A 24,510-nucleotide genomic window follows, 5' to 3' on the forward strand; every position below is an offset into this window, starting at 1 on the left:
AGTGATGAAAGTAACTTGCTGATAAACTTGCTAATAAGTGAATTCAATAATATATGGTGGAGGTCATTATGGCACAGGTAACACTAACAGGTATTTCAGGAGCACGCGGCGTTGGTACAGGCACCGTGTACGTGTATAAGCAGGAATCGATTGTAATTAATAAGACGACGATTGAAGAGTCTGAAGTGCAGTCCGAATTGGCGGCATTGGATCAAGCGATTGAAACAACGGTGGCACAATTGCAGGCGATTAAGGAACGAGCTCGCGAAACAATGGGTGATGCGGAAGCGGCAATTTTCGAAGCACATACATTGATCGTACAGGATCCGTCGTTGAGTGACGGCATTAAGGGTCTCGTAACGGGCAGTTGTGTGTCTGCGGCGGCTGCGGCTGAACAGACGGTTAATACCTTTGCTGATATGTTCCTCGCCATGGATGATCCATACATGCGTGAACGCGGCGCTGATATTAAAGATATTGGGGACCGTTTGCTTCGCAACTTGTTGGGCATGAGCCCACGCGGCTTGGCGCATTTGGAAGGCCAGGTTATTTTAGTGGCTGACGATTTGACACCATCTGATACGGCTTCCTTGGATAAAAATATCGTAAAAGGTCTTGTTACTTCCAGCGGCGGCCCTACCAGCCATGCGGCGATTATGGCTCGTACTCTTGAAATTCCGGCTGTTATGGGTGTGGGCTCTATCGACGATATCGTTACCGGCACAAAAGCGGTCGTAAAAGGAACCGAAGGCGAAGTGCTCCTCGATCCGTCTGATGAAGATTTTGCCAAATACTCCAAAGAAGCTGACGCATATCGTGCGCATTTGCAAGAATTAAAACAATCGGCAGAGCTTCCTTCTGTAACAAAAGACGGCAAGAAAATTTTACTCTTCGGCAATGTGGGCAAGGCGCAGGACGCAAGTCATGCTGTTCACTTGGGGGCTGAAGGTATCGGCTTGTTCCGTACAGAATTCTTATATATGAAAAATGATGCCCTACCTACGGAAGATGAGCAGTTTGCTGTTTATAAACAAGTGGCGGAGCGTTTGCATGGTGAACCGGTTATTATCCGAACCATGGATATTGGGGGCGACAAAGAATTAAAATGCTTACAGCTTCCAAAAGAATTGAATCCGTTCTTAGGTTACCGCGCTATTCGCATCAGCTTGGACCGCACTGATATTTTCAAAACGCAGTTGCGCGCGATTTTAAGAGCCAGTGCGTTCGGCGGCGTACAGATTATGTATCCTATGATTGCGTCCATCGATGAAATCAAGGCGGCCAATGTGGTTCTTGAAGAAGCGAAAGCGGAATTGCGTGCGGAAGGCATTGCATTTAACGAAGATATTGAAGTGGGCATCATGGTGGAAATTCCATCCGTTGCCGTATCGGCCGACTTGTTTGCGCCTCATGTAGACTTTTTCAGTATTGGTACCAACGACTTGTGCCAGTACACCTTGGCAGTAGACCGCATGAATGAAAAAATCGGCAATTTATATCAACCGCTTCATCCATCTGTATTGCGCCTCATTAAAAATACGATTGATGCAGGTCATAAAGTGGATCATATTACCGGTATGTGCGGTGAAATGGCCGGCGATCCATTGGCAACTATGATTCTTATCGGCTTAGGTCTCGATGAATTCAGTATGAGTGCGTCCGCCATTCCTGTTATTAAAGAAATTGTACGTTCTGTTACAGTGACTGAATGTGAAGAAGTGGCAGCTAAAGCGCTCAGCATGAGCACTGCTCATGAGATTTCCGAATACGCCAAGTCCGTATTAACGGAAAAAGGCATTTCGTTATAAGCCGTACGAAGATATGCTGGGCCCTGCTTTGAGGCGGACCGGTAAAGAAATAATTGAATTTAGAAATTATATTATTTAAGTTTAGAGACCATATGCGTAAAACTGTTATTGCAAAATGTGAGTCTCTATACTAAAATAAACAGTATATTAGGAATATACAAATATATTCTTTTAATACAACTTTGGAAGGATGAAAGACTCATGACAGAACAAAAAGTAACCATTACTAATGAATCAGGTTTACATGCACGTCCTGCTACATTATTTACTCAATTAGCTGCAAAATTTGCTTCTAAAATTACCGTTTCCATCGGTGAAAAGAAAGCTGATGCAAAATCTATTTTAACCGTGCTTACTTTAGGCGCTACAAAAGGTGCAGAAGTATTGATTTCTGCTGAAGGTGCCGATGAAGCCGAAGCCGTTGCCGCTTTAGCTGAATTTTTGACTACACACAACGATTAATTTAGACTAATTAAATAACATGACTGCCACCGGGTAGTGAGCGAAAGCGCTTCGTACATATCGTTAGGTCTTTGAAGATATGTATGAAGCGCTTTTTTCAAACCTTCTTTTGTAAGTGTATTTGCGGTATACTTATAATAAGAAGAGATTGATTTATTAATATGACTTTTAAAAATCGTAAAAGGGTTAATATGTCTTTTAAGGGATTCGTAAGGGATCTTAAAAGGATAGATTAGAGGTTTTTTATTAAGGGGGTTATATTATGCGTCGTCATGATCGAGAAGTAACAGATGAAAGCCAAATTGTCGAATTGATTAATTCTTGTAAAGCAATTCGATTGGGGCTCCGTGATGGGGATGATATTTACATCGTACCGTTGCATTTTGCCCACACAATGGAAAATGGCAAGCATGTATTCTATTGCCATGGTGCGGCGGCAGGTCGTAAAGTGGATTTAATTAAGAGCACCGGTTATGCAGCTTTTGAAATGGATGGCGGGCAGGAATTGATAACTGCTGATACAGCTTGTGACCATTCCTCCACATTCTACAGCGTTATCGGTACATCCGATGCATCTCTTGTGGAAGATGTAGAAGAAAAAGAAAAGGCGCTCAATATGATTATGCATCACTATACGGGGCAGCATGATTGGGATTATCCTGAGGCTATGTTGAAAGCTACGTCCGTATTTAAACTGGTGGCACGGGAATTGAGCTGCAAGGTGAAAATGAAAGAAGGCCACCAATACCGTCCGCCATACTTCTCCGTTTAATTAGAGTGATATAGTTGCACTATAACGGGGACATTACTTGTAAGGGAAAACATAAATAAGCTTAGAGTAAAGGCTTAAAATAAAAGCCTAAAATAATTTCAGCGTGAACGTATTTTAAGCTTGAACGAAAACTTGAAATAAGCAAAAAGAAAACTCCTTTCAGCATATGCTGAAAGGAGTTTTTGTTATTTGATTTAGTGTTTCACCACGTTATTGCTGTTCCGCCGCTTTGTCGCCAATGTGAAGTCCCTTGAGAAGGGTTTGTTCGGAATGTTCCATGTGCATGCGTGCAATTTCACGGGCTTCCGCGCTATTGCGTTCAGCAATGGCTTCTACGAGCAGGCGATGTTCTTCCCAGGTTTTAACGAGACGGCCCGGCTGATTCATAGACATGGTGCGGAAACGATAGGTTTGTTCGCGCAAGTTATGGATAATTTCCACCAGGCGCTCGTTGCGAGATGCTTTGTAGAGTACTTCGTGGAAGTTAATGTCGGCTTCGACGATCTTATCCATATTTTTTTCTTCCATGTAAGTGCCGATTTCTACGAGGAGACGTTCCAAGTACTCAACTTCATCAGGAGTGATGCGTTCAGCGGCCAAGGCTGCGGCCAATTCTTCCAAGGCGGTGCGGATTTCAAAGACTTGTGCAATGTCTTTCAGGGAAATATCTGCCACATAGGTACCGCGATGAGGAAGCATAACGACAAAGCCTTCCAGTTCCAGTTTGCGGATGGCTTCACGCACTGGCGTACGACTTACGCCGAGTTCTTCGGCGAGCGGAATCTCCATAAGGCGTTCGCCCGGTTTAAATACGCCGTCGCGAATCGCTTGGCGCAAAGATTCACAAACTACTTCGCGAAGTGGTTTGTAAGAGGTAAGGGAAATTGGTTGTAAACGGCCCATATCTTTAGACATTATTGTAAAGCCTCCTTGCCATGAGTTTTAGTGATTAAGGACAGCCAAGTGTGTCCGCTTGCTTTGATTTCATCTTGCAAGGACAAGGCTTCGCGGGCTGTCGGTAAATATACGATCATAGTCGGACCGCTGCCTGTCATGATGGTCGTATAGCCTCGGTCGATAAAAAATTGTTTTATTTCTGCTAACTCCGGATGAATCGGGAATAAAAGCTCTTCAAAGGTGTTGCCGCTTCGTTCCATTGCTTCACGAATCTGCCCTTCTTTGACAGCTTCGACTACATGGTCAATCGTAGCGGATGTGACGTGTGATTGTCCGTTGAAGCGCGCATATGCGTCAGCTGTGGAAACGGATAGTTCCGGTTTTACAACTAACAGCCAATGAGGCTCGCCGGTAGGTAAGTATTCCAATACTTCGCCACGGCCGGTGCCACGGGCTGTACCGCCACGCATGAGGAACGGCACATCGGAGCCGAGTTTGTTGGCCATGTCCATCAGTTCCGCTTCAGTGAGGCGCAGGTCCCAGAATTTATTCAGTCCAAGAAGCATGGCGGCCGCATCGGCGCTGCCACCACCGAGACCGGCTGCGGGAGGAACTCGTTTCATAAGATGAATGGCGGCCCCTTCTTTACAACCTGTATAGGCTTGAATGGCGCGAAGGGCCTTCATAGCGAGGTTTGTTTCATCGTAGGCCATCATGTTCTGCATGTAAGGCGGCAAATCCGGTGCCATACCGGAGAATACGACGGAATGATGCTTGGCATAATATAAAGAATCTCCAAGATAGATGGATTGAAATACGGTGTCGATATTATGGTAACCGTCGTCTCGTTTACCTAAAATGGCGAGGCCAATATTAATCTTGCTGAAACTCAATTGTTCCATGTAGTAACTCCTTTTATGTTTATTTATTTTCAGTTGGACCGAAAATTGTTTTTCAGTTGAAACTATAGTTGGACTGAATCTTGTTTTTCCGGTTGAAATTATATAGTGGTTAGGTTAATATGAACGTATATGAGAGAGTCAAGTAATCATTATATAAGAACTGTTTATAAAGTTATGTATAATGTATACGAAAGAATATACGCTATTAAAATTATAAGCTATTAGGGGATAAATTTCAATTTCTGGAGGACTTGACTGATGAAGTGGCGGCAAACAGCGAATGCGCTGATAATGACGACGATTGGATCTATTATTTTCGCAATAGGGATTGATGCTTTTATTGTTCCTCACAAGTTGGTGAGCGGCAGTTTAAGCGGGGTAGCCCTAATGCTTTACTACATGACGGGTATTCAGGTCGGTACATTGAACCTGATTTTAAATATTCCGATACTCTATGCGGCCTATCGATGGCTCGGACGATGGCATGTGGGCATCACTATCTTCGGGACCATCGTTATATCTATATGTATTAACATGTTGACCTTTATGGAAGATTACGCCCTGACCAGTGAACCTTTGGTGGGGTCGCTGATTGGCGGTATTCTGTGCGGTCTTGGATTGGGCGTTGTGTATCGCTCCGGCGGCAATACGGGTGGTCTTGATCCGATTGCGCTGATTATTCGAAAATACTACGGCCTGCAGATGGGCAGTATCATTTTCGGTATTAATGTAATTATTCTTATCGCCGCAGCTATTGTAGTAAGCGTAGAAGCGGCGGCCATTACGTTAGTAAGTATCTATGTTATGGGCATGGTTACGAATAAAGTGGTTGTAGGTTTCAACCAGCGGAAGGCGGCGTTTATTATTTCGTCCAATCCGCACCAAATTTGCGAGCTGATTATTAATAATATGGGGCGCGGCGCCACATTGTTAGATGGGGAAGGGGCGTACACGCACCAGCATCGCCAGGTAGTTATGGTCGTTGTAGGGCTCATGCAGGTAGCGAAGTTAAAGGACTATGTGCAGAGAGTTGATCCGGGCGCATTTATGATTATTACCGATGCGGCGGAAGTTATCGGCCAAGGCTTCACAATGCCGATTGTAAAACCGGCCGGCGTGGAACGGGCGCTGAGTGAGGCGGATTGTAAATCTGTTGAAACCGGTGATGAAGCAGATAAATAAAAACAAGCAAATAAAAAAGTACATACTAATAAGCAGATACAAACAAGCAGATGCAAACAAGTAGATACAAACAAGTAGATACAAACAAGTAGATACAAACAAGCAAATAACAAATAAATAGATATATAATAAATTACTATTGAGAAATACGGCTTCAGCTTAGAAATGCGACTAAAGCCGGAGGGAGTTTTCACGTAGGGGATGTGATTTTGTTAGAAAATAGTAAGGTGTGAAAAGAGTGTATTCTCTTTTCGAGGAGGCCCTATGAAATTGGACTGGACCGCAGAGCAGTGGAAGAGCACGATATTGTCGCTCTTGAAAGTGAGTTTGGGAACGTTATTTTTCTCGGTAGGGATTGATGCGTTTATCGTGCCGCATAAGTTAGTTAGTGGCGGCATCAGTGGGGTTGCGTTAATTTTATACTATATAACTAATATTCCCGTGGGGACAATGAACCTGATTTTAAACGTGCCGGTGTTATTCGCAGCCTATCGCTGGTTGGGGCGCGGGCATTTATTTATGACAATTTTCGGTACTGTTGTGTCATCCTATATGATTGACGGATTTCACTTTTTAAGTACTTATGAATTGACTCATGACCCCATTGTAGGCTCCATTTTGGGCGGTATTTTTTGCGGCTTCGGCCTCGGTGTAGTGTACCGGGCAGGCGGCAACACGGGCGGCCTCGACCCGATTGCCTTAATCATTCGAAAATATTACGGCTTGCAAATCGGTAGTGTTGTATTAGTTATTAATGTTATGATTCTAGTGGTGGCCGGTATTATTATCAGTATTGAATCGGCGGCGATTACGCTAATCAGTACGTATATATCGGCTCATTTAACGAATAAAGTTATTATCGGGTTTTCCCAGCGAAAAGCAATCTTCATTGTGTCGCGTAAACCGGTGGGCGTGTGTGATGTGATACTCCATAAAATCGGTCGCGGCGCCACCATTCTCGAAGGGGAAGGGGCGTATACGCACGAACACAAGCAGGTAATTCTCGTTGTAGTAGGCCTTATGCAGGTGGCCAAGTTGAAAGAAGCCGTTCAGGCGGAAGATCCGGGTGCCTTTATGATGATTACCGATGTGGCGGAAGTTATCGGACAAGGATTTACGTTCAGAAATGACGAATCTGTAAGGAAGGCTATTTGTGAAGCCCACGATAAAGCAGAACGGGAGCGCGCAGCTTCCCGGGAGCAAAGTGAAGCTTAAAAAGTGAAACTTGAGATAACAGTTAGCGTCACGAAAACAGTGTGTAGCTTAAACTGTTAGTTAGTGCGCAGCTTATAATTTTAAGCCGCGAGTAGTTATAATGTTAGGTGGAGAGAGAGTTTGAGGCGAGGCTCATAATCTCAGTACTAGAAGAGGTTTGAGGCAACGCTTATAATCTGAAGGAGGTAAGTAGATGATTAGTGAGTTGGCAGGATTGAAGGTGCGTCCGGAGGATTGCGTACAAGTTGGAATTTTAGAGGAAGCCTATTATAACTTGGTGCCTTCCTATGAAAATAAAGGGGAACGAATTTCGTTCGGTACATCAGGTCACCGCGGCAAATCTTTGGCTCGCAGTTTTAATGATTTACATGTGGCGGCCATTGCACAGGCTATTTGTGACGGCCGTCGTGAGTTTGGCGCCACCGGCGTATGCTTTGTTGGTCATGATACACACGCGTTGTCTATTCCGGCCCGCAAAACAGTGTTGGAAGTATTGGCGGCCAACCAGGTAGTGGCAGCGATTGACGAAGGGGAAGATTTTGTCCCTACACCGAGCGTATCCCGTGCTATCATTCGCTACAATCAAATTATCGACCGGGAGTTGAGTAATCCTGATGTAAGCGATGACTTGAAAAAACGTGTGGGCAAAGGCTATGCGGACGGCATTGTAATTACACCGTCTCACAATCCGCCGGATCAGGGAGGCATTAAGTACAATGCAGTAAATGGCGGCCCGGCGGACACGAATATTACGAAGTGGATTGAAAATAAGGCTAATGAATACATCGCTAACGGCGGTGCAGGCATTAAACGGCAGGATTTTAATACTATAGATAAACATTTACAATGGGCCTATGATTTCAAGGGCCAATATGTAAATGAATTGTCCCAGGTAATTAATATTGAAGCGATTCAGCAGGCTAAGCTGAAAGTATTGGTAAACGCCTTGGGCGGCAGTGGTGCCAACTACTGGAAGGCCATCAATGAACGGTATGATTTAGGTTTTACTATTATTAATAGCGAGTTTGATCCTACATTCAGCTTTATGACCTATGACCATGACGGAGTTATCCGTATGGACTGCTCGTCTCCTTATGCCATGGCTGATGTAATTCGTCAGATTGGCGCCTATGATTTGGCTGTGGGCAATGATCCTGACTACGACCGTTACGGCATTGTAACAGCGGAAGGGTTGATTCCACCGAATCATTTCCTGACCGTAGCAGGTGCGTATTTGTTTGAAACACGCGGATGGTCCGACAAAGGCTTCGGCAAGACAGCGGTTGTAACGGCCTTGGTGGATAGATATTGTGCAGACCATGATTTGCCGGTATACGAAGTACCGGTTGGATTTAAGTATTTCTCGGAATTATTATTTGATGGCCGTATCGGCATTGGCGGCGAAGAAAGTGCCGGCGCGTCCTTCCTTATGAAGAACGGCACCGTATGGACTACGGACAAAGACGGTATGGTTATGGCTCTCTTGGCCATGGAAATTATGGCGTCCACAGGAAAGAGCCCGGTGGATCATTATAATTTGCTGACCGAACAGTATGGTGCGCCTCAGTTTAAACGCGTCGATGCACCGTGTTCCAAGGAAAGCAAGGAACGTCTCAGCCGCTTGTCTGCGGCGGACGTGAAAGCGAAAGTGCTGGGCGGTGAAGAAGTGGAATCTGTACGTACGACATCCCTTTATAATGACCTTGCCATCGGCGGCGTACGTATCGGCACGAAGTCCGGCTTCTTAGTAGCCCGTCCGTCCGGTACGGAAGACCTGTACAAAATCTATGCAGAAACGTTTAACGGCGAAGATGCCTTGGATGAACTGATTGAACAGGGACAGCAAATTGTAAATGAAGCCATAGGTAAATAAAGCCATAGGTAAATAAAGCCATAGGTAAATAGACAGTCGTAGGCTAAAAATGCTATAATATTTTATTATTTAATAACCTTCTTAAATTCGGGATAGGTAAGAGAGAAAAAGGTGAAGAATATGAAAATTGTAGTGACGGTAGTCGGGGTAGACCGTGTGGGCATTATCGCACGAGTAGCCGCTGTGTTGGCTAAAAATGAAGTGAATATTGTGTCTATTAATCAGACGATTTTAGATGGCATGTTTAATATGATTATGATGTGTGAAACGGATGATCAGAATTCGTTAGCTACTGTACAACAGGAATTGGCTAAGGAAGGAGAATCCCTAGGCGTTCAGATTCAGGCACAGCATGCAGATATTTTCGTGAGCATGCACCGCATAGGGTAGGTGATCATATGTTAAGTATTGATAATATTTTAGAAACGAATCGTATGATCCACGACAATAAGCTGGACGTGCGTACCATTACGATGGGCATCAGCTTGTTGGGTTGTACCGCAACCGACGGCAACACATTATGTGACCGCATTTATGATCACATTACGAAGGAAGCGGAACATTTGGTGTCTACCGGCGAAGCGATTGAAAAGGAATTCGGCGTACCGATTATTAATAAACGCGTCGCTGTAACTCCAATTTCTCTCGTGGCGGCAGGCAGCGATTTGACTGACTATGTACCGGTGGCGAAAGCCTTGGACCGGGCGGCCAAAACGATTGGCGTAAACTTTATCGGCGGTTTTTCCGCGTTAGTAAGTAAAGGCTATACGGAAGGGGACCGACGCCTCATTGCGTCTATTCCTGAAGCGTTAGCGACTACAGATATTGTGTGCAGCTCCGTAGGCATCGGCTCTACCAAAGCGGGCATCAATATGGATGCAGTAGCACAGATGGGCGAAATCGTTAAAGCGACGGCGGATCTTACAGCTGATCAGGATGCCTTAGGTTGTGCAAAGCTGGTTATTTTCTGTAATCCTGTAGAAGATAATCCGTTCATGGCCGGTGCGTTCCACGGCGTTACGGAAGGCGATACTACGATTAGCGTAGGTGTCAGCGGACCGGGCGTAGTGAAACATGCATTGGAAGCGGTGCGCGGTAAGTCCTTCGATGAAGTGGCGGAAACCATTAAACGGACCGCGTTCAAGATTACCCGTGTAGGTCAGTTAGTGGCGCAGGAAGCATCGCGCCGTCTGAATAAAAAATTCGGTATTATTGATTTATCCTTGGCACCGACTCCGGCCGTGGGCGACTCTGTGGCGCACGTATTGGAAGAAATGGGCATTACGTCCTGTGGTGCACATGGCACGACGGCCGCATTGGCATTACTCAATGATGCGGTTAAGAAAGGCGGCCTTATGGCTTCGTCTCACGTAGGCGGCCTGAGTGGCGCGTTTATTCCTGTCAGCGAAGACCGCGGCATGATTGATGCCGTATCGGTTGGCAGCTTAAGCCTTGATAAGTTAGAAGCCATGACTTGCGTATGTTCCGTAGGTCTTGATATGATTGCAGTGCCCGGCGATACTTCGGCGGCAACCATTTCAGCAATCATTGCCGATGAAGCGGCTATCGGCATGATTAATAACAAAACGACGGCGGTTCGCCTTATTCCTGTACCGGGTAAAACCGTAGGGGAAATGGTAGAATTCGGCGGTTTACTGGGATATTGTCCGATTATTGAAGTAAGTCCGTTCAGCGCGGAAGAATTTATTAAACGTGGAGGCCGAATTCCGGCTCCAATCCGCAGTCTGACAAACTAAGAACCAGCACGAGGAGGTGCGAGAATGACGGTGTACGTGTGGGCATTTGTGATAGCGTTTGCTATTACCTTTGCGATTACACCGCTGATTAAACGGTTGGCGATACAAATCGGGGCGGTCGATAAACCGGATGCGCGTAAGGTGCATCACGGCATGATGCCTCGTTTGGGCGGCTTGGCCATTTTTATCGGTTATATGGCGTCTGTCCTTTATACTGTACAAGATGTAAAGTCGATCTTAGGATTAGTACTTGGATCCATTGTGCTAGTAGGCGTGGGGATTTGGGACGATGTGAAACAGATCGGCCCGAAAACTAAACTCACCGGCCAGATTATAGCGGCAGTTATTGTAGTACTTTTTGGAAATCAGGTAGAGTTTATTACAAATCCATGGGGCCACTTATGGTACCTGGGCTATTTAGGCGTACCGCTTACAATCTTCTGGATTGTAGGATTTACCAATATTGTAAACTTAATTGACGGACTTGACGGTCTGGCAGCAGGGATTTCCCTGATTTCCTGCTTGGCAATTTTTACGCTGTTGTTGCAGATGGGGCAAGTCGATTTAGCCTGTATAGCACTTGCCTTGGCCGGTGCAGCCGGCGGGTTTTTAAAATATAATTTTAATCCGGCAAAGATTTTCATGGGTGACACGGGCAGTATGCTCCTGGGGTATACAATGGCCACCATTTCCGTAATGGGGGCCGTAAAAACAGCGGCCACTATCTCTCTGGTTGTGCCTATTGTAGTGTTGGGATTGCCGATTCTGGATACTACATTTGCCATTATTCGACGAAAGATTAATGGACGCCCTGTGTTCAAGCCGGATAAAGGGCATGTGCATCATCGTCTGCTTGCGTTGGGTTTATCTCAGAAACAGGCGGTACTCTTGATGTATGCCGTAACAGCCGCATTGGGCTATGTAGCCATATTGCTGGCAAAAGTAAATTGGTTGGTCGGCGTGGCCTTGGTGGCAGCTATTTTATGCGTATGCGTATTTATAGCGACTAAATTGGGCATGATTGCCAAAGATGAAGACATCAACAAGGAAAAGACAGCGCCGTCAAATCAACATGATGCGTAGTCCGTGCTAATAAAGTAGGCTTGGGAGGATTTTATGTTAAAGGTAATGACGATTTTCGGGACGAGACCGGAAGCCATTAAAATGGCGCCTGTAGTGAAGGCTCTGGAAGCGGCTCCCGATATGGAAGCGATTGTAACAGTTACAGCGCAACATCGTGAAATGTTGGATCAGGTGTTGAATTTATTTCACATTACACCTCACTATGATTTGAATATTATGTGTCAGGGCCAGACATTATACGATGTAACTTCAAAGGCACTTATGGGGCTCCGCGACGTAATTGCCGATGCAAAACCGGATGTAGTGTTGGTTCATGGTGACACGACTACTACATTTGCCGGCGCATTAGCGGCATTTTACCAGGAAGTTCCTGTAGGGCATGTGGAAGCAGGCCTGCGTACAGGTAATATTTACTCGCCGTTCCCTGAAGAAATGAATCGCAAGCTTACAGGTTCTTTGGCGACGTATCATTTCGCACCAACATCCAGTGCGGAAAAGAACTTGATGAAGGAAAATATCAGCTCGGCGCACTTGTATGTAACCGGTAATACAGTTATCGATGCATTGCAGACTACAGTGCAGAAAGAGTATGAATTTGAAGAAACATTGTTAAATGAGCTGGACTATGAAAACCGCCGTGTCGTATTGGTAACCACACATCGCCGTGAAAATCTCGGCGAACCGATGCGCCATGTGTATCGCGCCATTCATCGCTTGGTAGAAGCATTTGACGATATTGAAGTGGTGTTCCCTGTACACCGCAATCCACAAGTTCGCCAGATTGTAAAAGAAGAATTGGGCGACGTGGACCGCGTTCATTTGATTAATCCGTTGGATTACGAACCGTTTGCCAACTTGATGGCACGCTCCTACTTGCTTATGACTGACTCCGGCGGGATTCAGGAAGAAGCGCCTGCATTGGGTAAACCGGTACTTGTATTGCGCAATACAACAGAACGTCCTGAAGCGGTAACAGCCGGTACAGTACGACTTGTAGGCACCGATGAAAACACTGTATATGAAACAGCGTATCGTCTCTTGGCGGATCGCGAAGTGTACGACACCATGGCCAATTCCGTAAACCCTTACGGTGACGGTGTGGCTGCACAGCGTATCATCGAAGCATTGCGCTTTGAGTTCTTGCATAGCGGCAAGAAACCAAGCCGCTTCGGCTATTAATCGGGTTGATTCTATCAAATAAATAATAAAATAGTTTCATAGCCAATATGTTAAAGCGGGGGATATGAGTCCCGGCAGTGAATCGGTGCAGATAAACCGCCTGCCATGACTGGCTCCGCCATGTGATTTTGGATGGACAAATTATGTTCACATAGGGACGGAATAGTCATAAATGTTATGCATCTGGCGCATGACTGGCGTTTGTCGCCACCTCGCAAAAAGTGTTGTAAAGTGGAAAAAAATTTTGTATAATCACCTTGTAAGCCATGTCCGTAGTAGATTGACAAGTGTCGATTTTCTATCGGTTAAATTAATGTAGATAATTCAAGACCTAAGTATGCATGCTTTAGCTGCATTGGCGTAATGAGTATAAAAGATGATATAATTTAGATAGATTTATAGTCAATGCTTTTGTTAAAGTAGCATTTATTCTATAAAGAAGTGGCTTCTTATACCTTTTGTTGCCGATTTAATTAGTTAAAGAGCAGGTGATCTTTATGAAACCCATAGATCGGACGACGCTAAAGGCACTGAATGTAGCAATGTCGGCAGGTTTTAGTCTGCTGGTGTCTATATTAGGGTGCTTGGCCATTGGGGTAGGCCTTGATCGCGTCCTGGGTACATCACCGCTATTTACCGTGTTAGGCGGCATAGCAGGGGGGATAGGAGGTCTTTATTCTTTATATCTCCGCGTCGTGAAGTGACTTAGGGAGGTCATTATCTTCGAACAATTTTTGGCGTTTGTGAAGCGAATGGTCATCCATATGTTGGTGGCTACTCTGGTAGTAACATTATTGTTAGAGATTGTTGGGTTAAAAGAGTGCATTATTGGCTGGGTTTGGGGATGTTTTGCCAACATCGTTTATATGGTGGTGTTAGGCGTGTTAGTGTTCCGTGCGGCGCAACGTAGTACCAATGCCGCGGTGAGCGCCAGTAAAGTGGGTATGTTTATCCGATTCGGTATCATTGCCCTGTTAACACTGTTGGCGGACGTATTATTTATCGAGTTTCATTATATTGCCTATATAGGAGGATTGTTTATTTGGCAGCCGTTCTCATTCTATGAGCACATTCGCAGCTGCATGAACGAAGAAAAGCATATTTTTCAATAGAGGTTAATATGGTGATATTCACAACCAATAGAGAATATCTTATTTCATAGCATGCCATATCATGGACACTACCTTCATAATATGGCATGTTATAAATAGTGGAACTTTTTGTAAAAACATGGTCTGTCCATGAAAATGTGCGTGCCGGTGTATGAACATGTCTTTGGAAGCTCCCCTGCAGCTTTTAAAGACATGTTCATAAACCTTTACACGGTTAATGAATGTTTTTACCTTCAGATAGAGTGACAGACGAACAAATACTGACGGAAGGAGGTGAACCTTATGGAATTACATGCTGGGAGCCATACAGTTGTACATATGTGGGGCATGGCCTTTAACATGGACACCCTTTATATGACCTGGCTTACTTTCGGGATTATAATTGTGTTGGCTTATTTTGCAACAAGACAGCGCAAGATGATTCCTACCGGTATGCAAAATGGCGTGGAAATGGTGCTTGAGGTTTTAGGCAGTCAGTTAAGAGGCTCACTGGGCGAGCACTTTAACAAGTTGAGCTCCTTACTCTTTACGTTCTTTTTCTTTATTTTTATAAGTAATGAACTGGGATTGTTACCAAGCCCGCATATCTTAGTCTCGCCGACAAGTGACTTGAATACGACGTTGGGCCTAGCGTTAGCCAGCTCAGTAAGTATTTGGCTCATTGGTTTAAAAATGAAAGGTATTGGTTACCTGAAACATTTTTTCCAACCATTTGCCGTGTTTGTTATCTTCCACTTAATGGAAGAAGTATCCAAACCAGTTACGCTTAGTTTCCGTCTATTCGGTAATATTATCGCCGGGGAAATTGTATTGGAACTGTTAAATGGGTTAGCGCCTTATTTAACACCAATTATTTGGATTGCATTTAGTTTTGTTGTTGGTATTGTTCAAGCGTTCGTATTCACAATTTTAGTTACATCCTATTTAGGAATGGCAATTGCAGATGAACATTAATCATCATAGTATTTATTAAAGACAATCTTAGTACATTAATTTGTAACATTTAGGAGGATTTTTATTATGGAAAAAGCAATCTTGTTGTCAGTAAGTGTATTCAGTGCATGTTTAGTAGCAGGTTTAGCTGCATTAGCCGCAGCATTTGGTGATGCTTTGGCAGTTCGTAAAGCTTTCGAAGGTATGACTCGTCAACCTGAAATGGCCGGTAAAATCATGACTAATCTTTTCATCTCCATCGGTTTGATCGAATCTATTCCAATCATCGCAATCGTTATCGCTATCGTACTTGTATTCACTGACGTTGTTGCCGGTAAATTATAATTTAAAGATTGAAATTGAACACTGAAAATAATCAAGTTTAATCCAATTTTAAGAGGGGGTTACGCCGTTGGTAGAAATAAACGGTACTTTGATTGTTCAATTTATCAACTTCTTTATTTTGGTTGCGATTTTAGCGAAATTTGCTTTCAAACCATTGCAAAAGGTAATGGAAGCACGCCGCAATAAAATTGAAGGCGACCTTGCTAATGCACAAGCTGCTTTAGAGTCAGCAGAAGCAACAAAAAAAGAGTATGAAGAACACTTGGCTAATGCTCGTAAAGAAGCACAAGCTATTGTTGAAAATGCGGCTAAAAAAGCTGAAAGCAATACGCAAGCTCAAATTAAAGAATTAAGAGAACAGCTAGTACGTGAAAAAGAAGAAGCGCGCCGTGACATTGAACGGGAACGCGAAAAAGCTTTACAGCAGATACGTGAAGATATGATTACACTTTCCGTAGCTGTTGCTGGTAAAATTGTAGCCAAAAATATTGATAGTCAAGCTAATATGGATTTGATTAAAGAAGCGATTGATAAGCTTGATAGTAAAGCGATAGGGTGATGGTATGAGTGTAGACATTATAACAGATAAATACAGTACCGCTATCTTTGAATTGGCACAGGAAGGCAACATTCTGGAGGAAATGGAAACAGATCTCTCCTATGTAAAGGATGTTATGGATACGCAGCCGGAACTCGGCACGCTATTATTGTACCCAGCCTTAGAAACACAGGCAAAATGTGATGTGTTGACCAAAATTTTCGGTCAAGCTATTAGCACCTTGGCACTTAACTTCCTACTAGTTATGGTAAACCGTGGTCGTATGCGCTATATTGTGTCTACTATTAAGCAATTTATCATAAAAGCACGTGAAGCTCGCGGCATTTTCGCTGCCACAGTTACAGTCAGCGAACCAATGCCTGATGAAATTTATAGTAGCTTAGCAGACAAGTTAAAAGCTGTCACAGGCAAGCAATACATCTTTGATATTAAAGTAGATCCTACGATTGTAGGTGGCATTATTATTCAAATAGGCGACACTCGCATTGATGCGAGCGTAACTCGCCGCTTAGATGATTTGAAGAAATATTTGCTCAAAACAGGTGCAACTGAGATTGGGGTGAATGGTTAAGTATGAAAATGAAGCCTGAAGAAATAACTGCCATAATCAAACAGCAGATTCAGGACTATAATGTGGAACTTAACGTTGATGATGTGGGCAAAGTTCTCGAAGTTGGGGACGGTATCGCACACATTTACGGTCTTGAAAAAGCCATGGCCGGCGAATTATTGGAATTGCCACATGGTGTATATGGTATGGTCCTTAACCTTGAATTAGACAACGTAGGGGCCGTACTTTTAGGTGATGACTTCTTAATTAAAGAAGGCGATCAGGTACGCCGTACCGGTCGTATCATGCAGGTACCGGTAGGTAATGAACTTATCGGCCGCGTTGTAAACGCATTGGGTCAGCCAATCGACGGCAAAGGCGATATTAAAGCTGAAGGTTACCGTCCGGTTGAATTCCCTGCTCCGGGGATTGCGGACCGCAAATCTGTATTTGAACCGCTTCAAACCGGTTTGAAAGCTATTGACGCGATGGTACCTATCGGACGTGGTCAACGTGAACTTATCATCGGTGACCGCGGTACCGGTAAATCTGCTATCGCTATCGATACTATCTTGAACCAAAAAGGTCAGGATGTAATCTGTATCTATGTAGCTATCGGTCAGAAAGAATCTACCGTAGCCCGCGTAGTACAAAAAATAGAAGAAGCCGGTGCTATGGATTATACTATCGTTGTATCCGCCGGTGCTTCCGAAGGTGCGCCAATGCAATACTTGGCACCATATTCCGGTGTTGCTATGGGCGAACACTTCATGTACCAAGGTAAACATGTACTTTGCGTATATGATGACTTAACTAAACAGGCTGCTGCATACCGTGCAATGAGTCTGTTGCTTCGTCGTCCACCAGGACGTGAAGCTTATCCGGGGGACGTATTCTACTTACATTCCCGCTTATTGGAACGTGCGGCTAAATTGTCCGATGAATTAGGTGGCGGTTCTATTACTGCTCTTCCTATTATCGAAACACAGGCCGGCGACGTATCCGCTTACATTCCGACTAACGTAATTTCCATTACAGACGGTCAGATCTTCTTGGGTACTGATATGTTCTACTCCGGTATTCGTCCGGCTGTTGACGTTGGTCTTTCCGTATCCCGTGTAGGTGGTAGTGCGCAGATTAAAGCGATGAAACAAGTAGCCGGCAAGCTTCGTCTTGACCTTGCTCAGTATCGTGAATTGGCTGCGTTCGCTCAGTTCGGTTCCGACCTTGATAAATCTACAAAAGCACAACTTGACCGTGGTGAACGTTTAACAGAAATGTTGAAACAGCCACAGTATTCTCCTTTAAAAGTTGAAGAACAAGTTGTTTCCTTATACGCAGGTATTAATGGTTACTTAGCAACTATTGAAGTAGCTGATGTACCAAAATTCCAAGAAGAATTATTGCACTTTATCCGCGGTAATTACAATGAAATTCTTACTGACATTGCAACGTCCAAGAAATTGGAACCGGCCACAGAAGAAACATTGAAAAAGGCAATTACTGAATGTATCGAAGCATTCGGTAATACTCATCACTTGATTTCAGAGGAGGCGTAGGTAAATGGGCAGTGCACAGGATTTACGTAAGCGTATAAAAAGTGTTAGAAATACGCAGCAGATTACTAAAGCCATGAAAATGGTAGCCTCTGCCCGATTGCGCCGTGCACAAACAAAAGCAAAATCTACGGAGCCCTACGCAGAAAAGTTGGGTCAAATCCTTAATAATGTAGCCAACAGCATGGATGCGGCGGATCTTACCGCGTATCCACTGATGGAAGTGCGCGAAGTTAACCGTACTCTCTACATTCTTATCGGTGCTGATAAAGGCCTGGCTGGTGCATATACTAGTAATCTAATTAAATATTTTACGCAGCTCACACGCGGTCATGAGCAGGCTGAATATGAAACAATCGCGGTAGGCCGCAAGCCGATGGAATATTTGAATCATCATAAATTCCCGGTGACTGAGGCGTACCACGGTTTCTCCGATAAACCGGAATACAGCCATGCACAACGTCTTGTAGCAGATGCGACAAAACGTTTCTTGGACGGTACTGTGGATCAGGTTATCATGGTGTATACACACTTCGTAAACTCTTTGACACAGACTGTGCAGAGTTTGACTTTGCTTCCGATTTCAAGTCCGGAACAAGATGAAACAACTATGCAGGAACTTTACTATTATGAACCGAGTGCAAAGGAGATTTATAGTGAACTCTTGCCAAAATATTTGGAGATTACTGTATACAATGCATTGTTGCAGGCTTCCGCTAGTGAGCTTGGTGCTCGTATGACGGCGATGACCTCCGCAACGGATAATGCAGGTGAACTGATTAGTACACTTAATTTGGAATACAATAAATTACGACAGGCCGGCATTACGAATGAACTTTCTGAAATTGTCGGTGGCGCTAATGCCTTGCAATAGGTAAACCTATAAAGGAGGAGAGACCTCTTAAATGAGTAATAATATTGGTAAAGTTGTACAGGTTATCGGTCCGGTAGTAGATATTCTCTTTACGGCAGGGAATTTACCGGCGATCTACAACGCAATTCACATTAAAAAAGTCGATGACCAGGGTAAAGAAGATGTCATTATAGTTGAAGTTATGCAGCACTTGGGTGATGACACTGTTCGTGCGGTAGCAATGAGCTCCACTGACGGCTTGACTCGTGGTATGGAAGCTGTTGATACAGGCGCAGCTATTTCTGTTCCTGTAGGCGATGGCGTACTTGGCCGTATTTTCAACGTACTTGGCGAAACAGTTGACCATGACGATACGCCTGTAGAGGCTACTGAAAACTGGCCAATTCACCGCTCCGCGCCTAAGTTTGACGACTTGGCTCCGGAAACGACTATCCTTGAAACAGGGATTAAAGTCGTAGACTTGATTGCCCCTTATGTAAAAGGTGGTAAAATCGGTCTGTTCGGTGGTGCCGGTGTAGGTAAAACTGTATTGATCATGGAATTGATTCATAATATCGCTACAGAACATGGCGGTTATTCCGTATTCTCCGGCGTTGGTGAACGTACGCGTGAAGGGAATGACCTTTGGAACGAAATGAAGGAATCCGGCGTTATTTCTAAAACTGCCTTGGTATATGGTCAGATGAACGAACCGCCTGGAGCTCGTATGCGCGTTGCCTTAACAGGTTTGACTATGGCGGAATATTTCCGTGACGTGCAGAAACAGGACGTACTTTTATTCGTCGACAACATTTTCCGTTTCATTCAGGCCGGTTCTGAAGTATCCGCCCTCTTAGGTCGTATGCCATCCGCCGTAGGTTACCAACCTACTTTGGCCAATGACGTAGGGGCACTTCAAGAACGTATTACATCCACTAAAGAAGGGTCTATCACATCCGTACAGGCCGTATACGTACCTGCCGATGACTTGACTGACCCGGCTCCTGCAGCGACATTCGCTCACTTGGATGCAACTACCGTATTGTCCCGTTCCATCGCGGAAATCGGTATCTATCCGGCCGTGGATCCATTGGACTCCACAAGCCGTATTCTTGATCCGCTCGTATTGGGCGAAGAACACTATCGTGTTGCCCGCGGCGTTCAGGAAGTACTTCAAAAATACAAAGACTTACAAGATATCATTGCCATCTTAGGTATGGAAGAATTGTCTGAAGATGATAAATTGACAGTTGCCCGTGCTCGTAAGATTCAGCGTTTCTTAAGTCAACCATTCTTCGTAGCGGAAGTATTTACAGGTTCTCCTGGTAAATACGTACCATTGAAAGAAACTTTACGTGGCTTCAAAGAAATCCTTGAAGGTAAACATGATGATTTACCTGAAAATGCCTTCTACATGGTAGGTACAATCGATGAAGCGGTTGCTAAAGGAAAGGAATTGATGGAGAAGGGGGAATAATTCATGAGTAGCGAAAGCAAAATCCGTGTAAATGTGATTACTCCTGATAGTACCGTTTTCTCCGGCGATGCTAAATTTGTAGTGGTACGTACTCCGGAAGGTGAGTTAGGTATTTTGCCACGCCATGCGCGCCTTGTGGCCGTATTGGAAATGGGTGTATTGCGTATTGATCCGTTGGAAGGTGAATCACTTCACTTTGCCAACTTCGGTGGTTTCATGGATGTAACCCCTGAAGAAATCAATATCGTAACACCTAACTGCGAATTACCTGCTAAAATCGATGGCGAACGTGCTGAACGCGCTAAACAAAGAGCGGAAGAACGCCTTCAAAGTAAACGCGACGAAATAGACTTTGAACGTGCTCGATTAGCGTTACAACGCGCCATGTTACGTATTGAAGTAAAAAGCAAATACAGATAACAATATAACCTCATAATTCTGTAAAGAATTGAAAAGGTTGTATGAGCGTATAAAGAGGACTGCCTATGGCAGTCCTTTTTTGCTGAGTACATATAAAGTTTTAGAGCCCATATAAAGTTTTAGAGCCCATATAAAGTTTCTGTGCCTATATAAGGTTTTTAGAACGGATGCGGCATATATTAGTTCATGTAAACCTTTGAGAAGTCCGTATGCAAGGGACGCAACTATAAGTGTTATTGATGTTTCGCTATAGGGTGAGGCTATAACAAAAACATACATTAGCCGATGTAATGAATTAATAGCCATTATATACCAGTACATATAAGCTGTTTTTGCATTTTTAGGGCTGTTTTAAGGGCTTTGTCATTTGCAGTTTTTATGTGCGCACTGAAAAGACGTTTATAAATTCGTCGTTGACACTCTTTTCTGCCTTTGGTATAGTTACTTCATCGAAACAATCACATACAGAACTAACGATGAAGAGATAAGTAATTGCAGGGGAATGTTACAGAGAGTCCCGTAAGGTGAAAGGGGATACAGAGGAATGCAACGAAAATGGTCTTGGAGTAACCGGGGTGGAATGCGCAAGCTTTAGTCTCGGCGGATGCAACCGTTATAGTGCCACAGTATAATCTCATACTTGTTGAATGTTATGGCTAGTCAATAAACATACACTAACATACACTAACATACACTAATAAAATATATTAGCCTTAACATATAACAGCTAAACAAAATGAGACGTACTGGCTGAGGAATGTATTGTGAGATACGTTCGAATCAAGGTGGTAACACGTTATATAACGTCCTTGTTCACGAAAGTGAGCGAGGGCGTTTTTTGATACAGGAGGATGATACATTAGGTAATAAGGTAAACGAACATTGAGAAAGAAGAGAATGCAACAGTTCAGAGAGAACGAAGCAAGTTTAAAAAGTGCAACAGTTCGAAACGAACGTGGCAGAGTTTAGGGGAATAAGTTAACGTAAGGGGTTACGTGATTTTATAAAGGCAGGAGGTGATACGATGCCGATTACAGTAGTTAAAGATTTACCGGCCATAGCCAAGTTGGCACAGGAAAATATCTTCGTCATGGATTCTGTAAGAGCCGAGTCGCAGGATATACGACCACTGAAGATTCTCATAGTGAATTTGATGCCTACGAAGGAAACGACGGAAACACAGCTCTTGAGAGCTCTAAGTAATACGCCGTTGCAGCTGGAGCTCACGCTGCTACACACAGCAACGTATAAAGCGACCAACACATCGGAAGAACATTTAACTTCTTTTTACAGGACCTTCGATGACATAAAAGATCAGTTCTTCGACGGAATGATTATTACAGGCGCTCCGGTAGAATTGATGGACTTTGAAGAAGTCAGTTATTGGAATGAACTGGTAGAGATTATGGACTGGAGTCAGACGCATGTATACTCCACCTTATATATTTGCTGGGGTGCTCAAGCGGGAATTTATCATCACTTCGGCATTAACAAAGAGTTACTTCCGCAAAAACTCTTCGGTGTATTTGAAAATGAAATACACAACAGTAAGCCGATGCTCCTGAGGGGCATGGATGAGGTGTTCTATATGCCTCACTCGAGGCATACAACAGTACCCGAAGAAAAAATTAGAGCCAATAAGGCTCTGGAAATTCTGGCTGATTCACAAGCGACGGGGGCGTCCATTGTTCGCAGCTTAGATAATAAACATATATTTGTATTCGGACATGCTGAATACGATAGAGATACCTTGCAGCGGGAATATGAACGAGATGTGGCATTGGGGTTGCCCATAGACGTTCCTGAAAATTACTATCCCGGTGATGATCCGAAGAAAGAGCCTATCGTGCGATGGCGCTCCACAGGAACATTGTTATTCACAAATTGGTTGAACTATTATGTATATCAGGAAACACCGTATATAATTGAACAAATCAAACGCATGAAAAGCGAGAGAAAATAAAGAGAATTTTAGAAAAAGAAAATTAAAAAAAAGAGTTTCTAAAAAAATAAAAGAGAAATTAGAGAAGCATAGAGTTACGGACAGCTCAATGAGAGAATGAGCTGACGAAACAGAGAGAACATTACTAATAAAAAGGGAAGAGTAAGTTAATCAAATGGAGGCCTTGAGAACCTTCATACATATCGGAACAGCCTTGAGAAAGCTGAGTATAAGACGCGGCGTGAGAAACCGCATGAGAAAAAAGGAGAGATTACATTATGAGCAAACAATATAAATTTGAAACTATCCAATTACACGAAGGTCAAGTTATCGACGAAACAGGCGCACGTGCCGTGCCAATTCACCAAACTACAAGCTATGTATTTAAAGATGCACAACAGGCGGCTGATCGCTTCGCATTGCGCGATCCGGGTGCTATTTACTCTCGCTTGGGTACACCGACTAACGACGTGTTGGAAAAACGCGTAGCCGCTCTTGAAGGCGGTGCAGGTGCCTTGTCTGTAGGTTCCGGTTCTGCAGCTATCGCTTACGCTATCCAGAACGTGGCCGGTGCCGGTGACAACATCGTAGCAGCGTCCACTTTATACGGTGGTACATACAACTTGTTCAGCGCTACATTGCCTCGCTTCGGCATTACTACCAAGTTCGTAAATCCTGATGATTTACAGGCATTTGAACAAGCTATTGACGACAATACAAAAGCGATTTATATCGAATCCATCGGTAATCCGAACATCAACCTTATCGATATCCAGGCAGTAGCTGACATTGCCCATGCTCACGGTTTAATCCTTATCGTGGACAACACCTTCGGTACACCATACTTAATTCGTCCATTTGAACATGGCGCTGACGTAGTAGTACATTCGGCTACAAAATTCTTGGGCGGTCATGGCACTACCATTGCCGGTGTTATCGTGGAAAGCGGTAAATTCGACTATAAAGCAAGTGGTCGTTACCCTGGCTTCGTAGAAGGCGACATCCATTACAACGGCCTTGTATATGGCGATTTGCCAATTCCATTCACTGTAAAAGTAAGAGCCCAGTTATTACGTGATACAGGCGCTGCGTTAACACCGTTGGCGGCATGGCTCATTTTACAAGGTGTAGAGACTTTGTCCCTTCGCGTAGAACGTCATGTGGAAAACACTCGCCGCATCATTGACTTCCTTGTAAATCATCCAAAAGTGGCTTGGGTAAACTATCCTGAATTGAAAGACAGCAAATACAAAGCATTGGCTGATAAATACTATCCAAAGGGTGTAGGCTCCATCTTCACATTCGGCATTAAAGGTGGCGTAGAAGAAGGCATTAAATTCGTAGATGCCCTTGAAATTTTCTCCAACTTGGCCAATGTGGGCGATGCGAAATCCTTGGTAATCCATCCGGCCAGCACAACGCATGCACAGCTCAATGAAGAAGAACAACGAGCTGCCGGCGTTACACCGGATACCATTCGTATCTCCGTTGGTATTGAAAACGTTGATGACCTCATTGACGACTTATCCCAAGCATTAGATCGCGTATAAGAAAATTACGTTAGATTGGGTATAACCAAATTGCTATTAAAGTCCGGGCTTTAGGCCACGCAGAAATCTCTCCAGAGTTTTGT

Annotated in this window: 24 protein-coding genes and 1 other annotated feature; of the genes, 22 read left to right on the forward strand and 2 right to left on the reverse strand. The window is 44.0% G+C overall.

Annotation, left to right across the window (positions count from 1 at the left end):
* The first annotated feature begins 68 nt into the window (after positions 1–68).
* The 3 genes from ptsP (at position 69) to KHZ77_RS04400 (ending at position 3,042) form a co-directional block, all read left to right on the forward strand.
* On the forward strand, positions 69–1,808 hold the full coding sequence (ptsP, locus tag KHZ77_RS04390) for a phosphoenolpyruvate--protein phosphotransferase (RefSeq protein ID WP_295196098.1): 1,740 nt from the start codon (positions 69–71) through the stop codon (positions 1,806–1,808).
* A gap of 201 nt (positions 1,809–2,009) precedes the next feature.
* On the forward strand, positions 2,010–2,270 hold the full coding sequence (locus KHZ77_RS04395) for an HPr family phosphocarrier protein (RefSeq protein WP_295196100.1): 261 nt from the start codon (positions 2,010–2,012) through the stop codon (positions 2,268–2,270).
* A gap of 262 nt (positions 2,271–2,532) precedes the next feature.
* Positions 2,533–3,042 (forward strand): pyridoxamine 5'-phosphate oxidase family protein, encoded by a 510-nt coding sequence (locus KHZ77_RS04400; protein ID WP_295196102.1) that lies wholly within the window; start codon positions 2,533–2,535, stop codon positions 3,040–3,042.
* Between the two features lie 210 nt (positions 3,043–3,252).
* Here KHZ77_RS04400 and KHZ77_RS04405 read toward each other — a convergent pair whose 3' ends face one another.
* Both KHZ77_RS04405 and ispE read right to left on the reverse strand, forming a co-directional pair.
* A complete protein-coding gene (locus tag KHZ77_RS04405; protein ID WP_295196104.1) occupies positions 3,253–3,957 on the reverse strand; it encodes a GntR family transcriptional regulator in 705 nt (234 codons plus the stop codon).
* Positions 3,957–4,841, reverse strand: a complete 885-nt coding sequence (gene ispE / locus KHZ77_RS04410; protein WP_295196106.1) for a 4-(cytidine 5'-diphospho)-2-C-methyl-D-erythritol kinase — start codon at positions 4,839–4,841, stop codon at positions 3,957–3,959. Before ispE ends, KHZ77_RS04405 begins: the two co-directional genes overlap by 1 nt.
* Positions 4,842–5,099: 258 nt before the next feature.
* On the opposite strand from ispE, the gene KHZ77_RS04415 reads away from it, so the two are divergent.
* The 19 genes from KHZ77_RS04415 (at position 5,100) to KHZ77_RS04500 (ending at position 24,427) form a co-directional block, all read left to right on the forward strand.
* A complete protein-coding gene (locus KHZ77_RS04415; RefSeq protein WP_295196108.1) occupies positions 5,100–6,023 on the forward strand; it encodes a YitT family protein in 924 nt (307 codons plus the stop codon).
* Positions 6,024–6,287: 264 nt separating this feature from the next.
* Positions 6,288–7,238 carry a YitT family protein gene (locus KHZ77_RS04420; protein ID WP_295196109.1) on the forward strand — a complete coding sequence of 317 codons (951 nt, stop codon included), beginning with the start codon at positions 6,288–6,290 and terminating at the stop codon, positions 7,236–7,238.
* A 193-nt stretch (positions 7,239–7,431) separates the two neighbouring features.
* A complete protein-coding gene (locus KHZ77_RS04425; RefSeq protein ID WP_295196111.1) occupies positions 7,432–9,111 on the forward strand; it encodes a phosphoglucomutase in 1,680 nt (559 codons plus the stop codon).
* A gap of 120 nt (positions 9,112–9,231) precedes the next feature.
* Positions 9,232–9,501, forward strand: coding sequence for an ACT domain-containing protein (locus KHZ77_RS04430; protein ID WP_295196113.1), 270 nt, complete (start codon positions 9,232–9,234; stop codon positions 9,499–9,501).
* Positions 9,502–9,509: 8 nt separating this feature from the next.
* Entirely contained in the window at positions 9,510–10,868 is a 1,359-nt protein-coding gene (locus KHZ77_RS04435; RefSeq protein ID WP_295196114.1) for a PFL family protein, read from the forward strand.
* A 24-nt stretch (positions 10,869–10,892) separates the two neighbouring features.
* Complete coding sequence (locus KHZ77_RS04440; RefSeq protein ID WP_295196115.1) at positions 10,893–11,951, forward strand: glycosyltransferase family 4 protein; 1,059 nt, start codon at positions 10,893–10,895, stop codon at positions 11,949–11,951.
* A gap of 33 nt (positions 11,952–11,984) precedes the next feature.
* Entirely contained in the window at positions 11,985–13,130 is a 1,146-nt protein-coding gene (gene wecB / locus KHZ77_RS04445; protein WP_295196117.1) for a UDP-N-acetylglucosamine 2-epimerase (non-hydrolyzing), read from the forward strand.
* A 542-nt stretch (positions 13,131–13,672) separates the two neighbouring features.
* Complete coding sequence (locus tag KHZ77_RS09530) at positions 13,673–13,834, forward strand: AtpZ/AtpI family protein (RefSeq protein ID WP_366664918.1); 162 nt, start codon at positions 13,673–13,675, stop codon at positions 13,832–13,834.
* 39 nt (positions 13,835–13,873) lie between these two features.
* Positions 13,874–14,242, forward strand: a complete 369-nt coding sequence (locus tag KHZ77_RS04450) for a hypothetical protein (RefSeq protein WP_295196119.1) — start codon at positions 13,874–13,876, stop codon at positions 14,240–14,242.
* Between the two features lie 282 nt (positions 14,243–14,524).
* Positions 14,525–15,196 (forward strand): F0F1 ATP synthase subunit A, encoded by a 672-nt coding sequence (gene atpB / locus KHZ77_RS04455; RefSeq protein WP_295196121.1) that lies wholly within the window; start codon positions 14,525–14,527, stop codon positions 15,194–15,196.
* A 66-nt stretch (positions 15,197–15,262) separates the two neighbouring features.
* Positions 15,263–15,520 (forward strand): F0F1 ATP synthase subunit C, encoded by a 258-nt coding sequence (atpE, locus tag KHZ77_RS04460; RefSeq protein ID WP_295196123.1) that lies wholly within the window; start codon positions 15,263–15,265, stop codon positions 15,518–15,520.
* A 67-nt stretch (positions 15,521–15,587) separates the two neighbouring features.
* Positions 15,588–16,079: a F0F1 ATP synthase subunit B gene (gene atpF, locus KHZ77_RS04465; RefSeq protein ID WP_295196125.1), complete on the forward strand. Its 492-nt coding sequence runs from the start codon at positions 15,588–15,590 to the stop codon at positions 16,077–16,079.
* Between the two features lie 4 nt (positions 16,080–16,083).
* Positions 16,084–16,650, forward strand: coding sequence for an ATP synthase F1 subunit delta (atpH, locus tag KHZ77_RS04470; RefSeq protein WP_295196127.1), 567 nt, complete (start codon positions 16,084–16,086; stop codon positions 16,648–16,650).
* Positions 16,651–16,652: 2 nt separating this feature from the next.
* Positions 16,653–18,188 carry a F0F1 ATP synthase subunit alpha gene (atpA, locus tag KHZ77_RS04475; protein ID WP_295196129.1) on the forward strand — a complete coding sequence of 512 codons (1,536 nt, stop codon included), beginning with the start codon at positions 16,653–16,655 and terminating at the stop codon, positions 18,186–18,188.
* Positions 18,189–18,192: 4 nt separating this feature from the next.
* Positions 18,193–19,059, forward strand: coding sequence for an ATP synthase F1 subunit gamma (atpG, locus tag KHZ77_RS04480; RefSeq protein ID WP_295196131.1), 867 nt, complete (start codon positions 18,193–18,195; stop codon positions 19,057–19,059).
* Positions 19,060–19,090: 31 nt separating this feature from the next.
* A complete protein-coding gene (gene atpD, locus KHZ77_RS04485) occupies positions 19,091–20,515 on the forward strand; it encodes a F0F1 ATP synthase subunit beta (protein WP_295196133.1) in 1,425 nt (474 codons plus the stop codon).
* Positions 20,516–20,518: 3 nt separating this feature from the next.
* A complete protein-coding gene (gene atpC / locus KHZ77_RS04490; RefSeq protein WP_295196135.1) occupies positions 20,519–20,935 on the forward strand; it encodes an ATP synthase F1 subunit epsilon in 417 nt (138 codons plus the stop codon).
* Between the two features lie 467 nt (positions 20,936–21,402).
* Positions 21,403–21,749 (forward strand) — a binding site (T-box leader).
* Positions 21,750–21,959: 210 nt separating this feature from the next.
* On the forward strand, positions 21,960–22,898 hold the full coding sequence (gene metA / locus KHZ77_RS04495) for a homoserine O-succinyltransferase (RefSeq protein WP_295196136.1): 939 nt from the start codon (positions 21,960–21,962) through the stop codon (positions 22,896–22,898).
* A gap of 257 nt (positions 22,899–23,155) precedes the next feature.
* Entirely contained in the window at positions 23,156–24,427 is a 1,272-nt protein-coding gene (locus KHZ77_RS04500; RefSeq protein ID WP_295196138.1) for an O-acetylhomoserine aminocarboxypropyltransferase/cysteine synthase family protein, read from the forward strand.
* Positions 24,428–24,510: the final 83 nt, after the last annotated feature.

Source organism: Veillonella sp. (assembly GCF_018364065.1).
In the GTDB taxonomy this organism is placed as follows: Bacteria; Bacillota; Negativicutes; order Veillonellales; family Veillonellaceae; genus Veillonella_A.

Coding starts and splice junctions, on each gene's coding strand:
- ptsP (WP_295196098.1), top strand. CDS start 69: ATGGCACAGGTAACACTAACAGGTATTTCAGGAGCACGCGGCGTTGGT.
- KHZ77_RS04395 (WP_295196100.1), top strand. CDS start 2,010: ATGACAGAACAAAAAGTAACCATTACTAATGAATCAGGTTTACATGCA.
- KHZ77_RS04400 (WP_295196102.1), top strand. CDS start 2,533: ATGCGTCGTCATGATCGAGAAGTAACAGATGAAAGCCAAATTGTCGAA.
- KHZ77_RS04405 (WP_295196104.1), bottom strand. CDS start 3,957: ATGTCTAAAGATATGGGCCGTTTACAACCAATTTCCCTTACCTCTTAC.
- ispE (WP_295196106.1), bottom strand. CDS start 4,841: ATGGAACAATTGAGTTTCAGCAAGATTAATATTGGCCTCGCCATTTTA.
- KHZ77_RS04415 (WP_295196108.1), top strand. CDS start 5,100: ATGAAGTGGCGGCAAACAGCGAATGCGCTGATAATGACGACGATTGGA.
- KHZ77_RS04420 (WP_295196109.1), top strand. CDS start 6,288: ATGAAATTGGACTGGACCGCAGAGCAGTGGAAGAGCACGATATTGTCG.
- KHZ77_RS04425 (WP_295196111.1), top strand. CDS start 7,432: ATGATTAGTGAGTTGGCAGGATTGAAGGTGCGTCCGGAGGATTGCGTA.
- KHZ77_RS04430 (WP_295196113.1), top strand. CDS start 9,232: ATGAAAATTGTAGTGACGGTAGTCGGGGTAGACCGTGTGGGCATTATC.
- KHZ77_RS04435 (WP_295196114.1), top strand. CDS start 9,510: ATGTTAAGTATTGATAATATTTTAGAAACGAATCGTATGATCCACGAC.
- KHZ77_RS04440 (WP_295196115.1), top strand. CDS start 10,893: ATGACGGTGTACGTGTGGGCATTTGTGATAGCGTTTGCTATTACCTTT.
- wecB (WP_295196117.1), top strand. CDS start 11,985: ATGTTAAAGGTAATGACGATTTTCGGGACGAGACCGGAAGCCATTAAA.
- KHZ77_RS09530 (WP_366664918.1), top strand. CDS start 13,673: ATGTCGGCAGGTTTTAGTCTGCTGGTGTCTATATTAGGGTGCTTGGCC.
- atpB (WP_295196121.1), top strand. CDS start 14,525: ATGGAATTACATGCTGGGAGCCATACAGTTGTACATATGTGGGGCATG.
- atpE (WP_295196123.1), top strand. CDS start 15,263: ATGGAAAAAGCAATCTTGTTGTCAGTAAGTGTATTCAGTGCATGTTTA.
- atpH (WP_295196127.1), top strand. CDS start 16,084: ATGAGTGTAGACATTATAACAGATAAATACAGTACCGCTATCTTTGAA.
- atpA (WP_295196129.1), top strand. CDS start 16,653: ATGAAAATGAAGCCTGAAGAAATAACTGCCATAATCAAACAGCAGATT.
- atpG (WP_295196131.1), top strand. CDS start 18,193: ATGGGCAGTGCACAGGATTTACGTAAGCGTATAAAAAGTGTTAGAAAT.
- atpD (WP_295196133.1), top strand. CDS start 19,091: ATGAGTAATAATATTGGTAAAGTTGTACAGGTTATCGGTCCGGTAGTA.
- atpC (WP_295196135.1), top strand. CDS start 20,519: ATGAGTAGCGAAAGCAAAATCCGTGTAAATGTGATTACTCCTGATAGT.
- metA (WP_295196136.1), top strand. CDS start 21,960: ATGCCGATTACAGTAGTTAAAGATTTACCGGCCATAGCCAAGTTGGCA.
- KHZ77_RS04500 (WP_295196138.1), top strand. CDS start 23,156: ATGAGCAAACAATATAAATTTGAAACTATCCAATTACACGAAGGTCAA.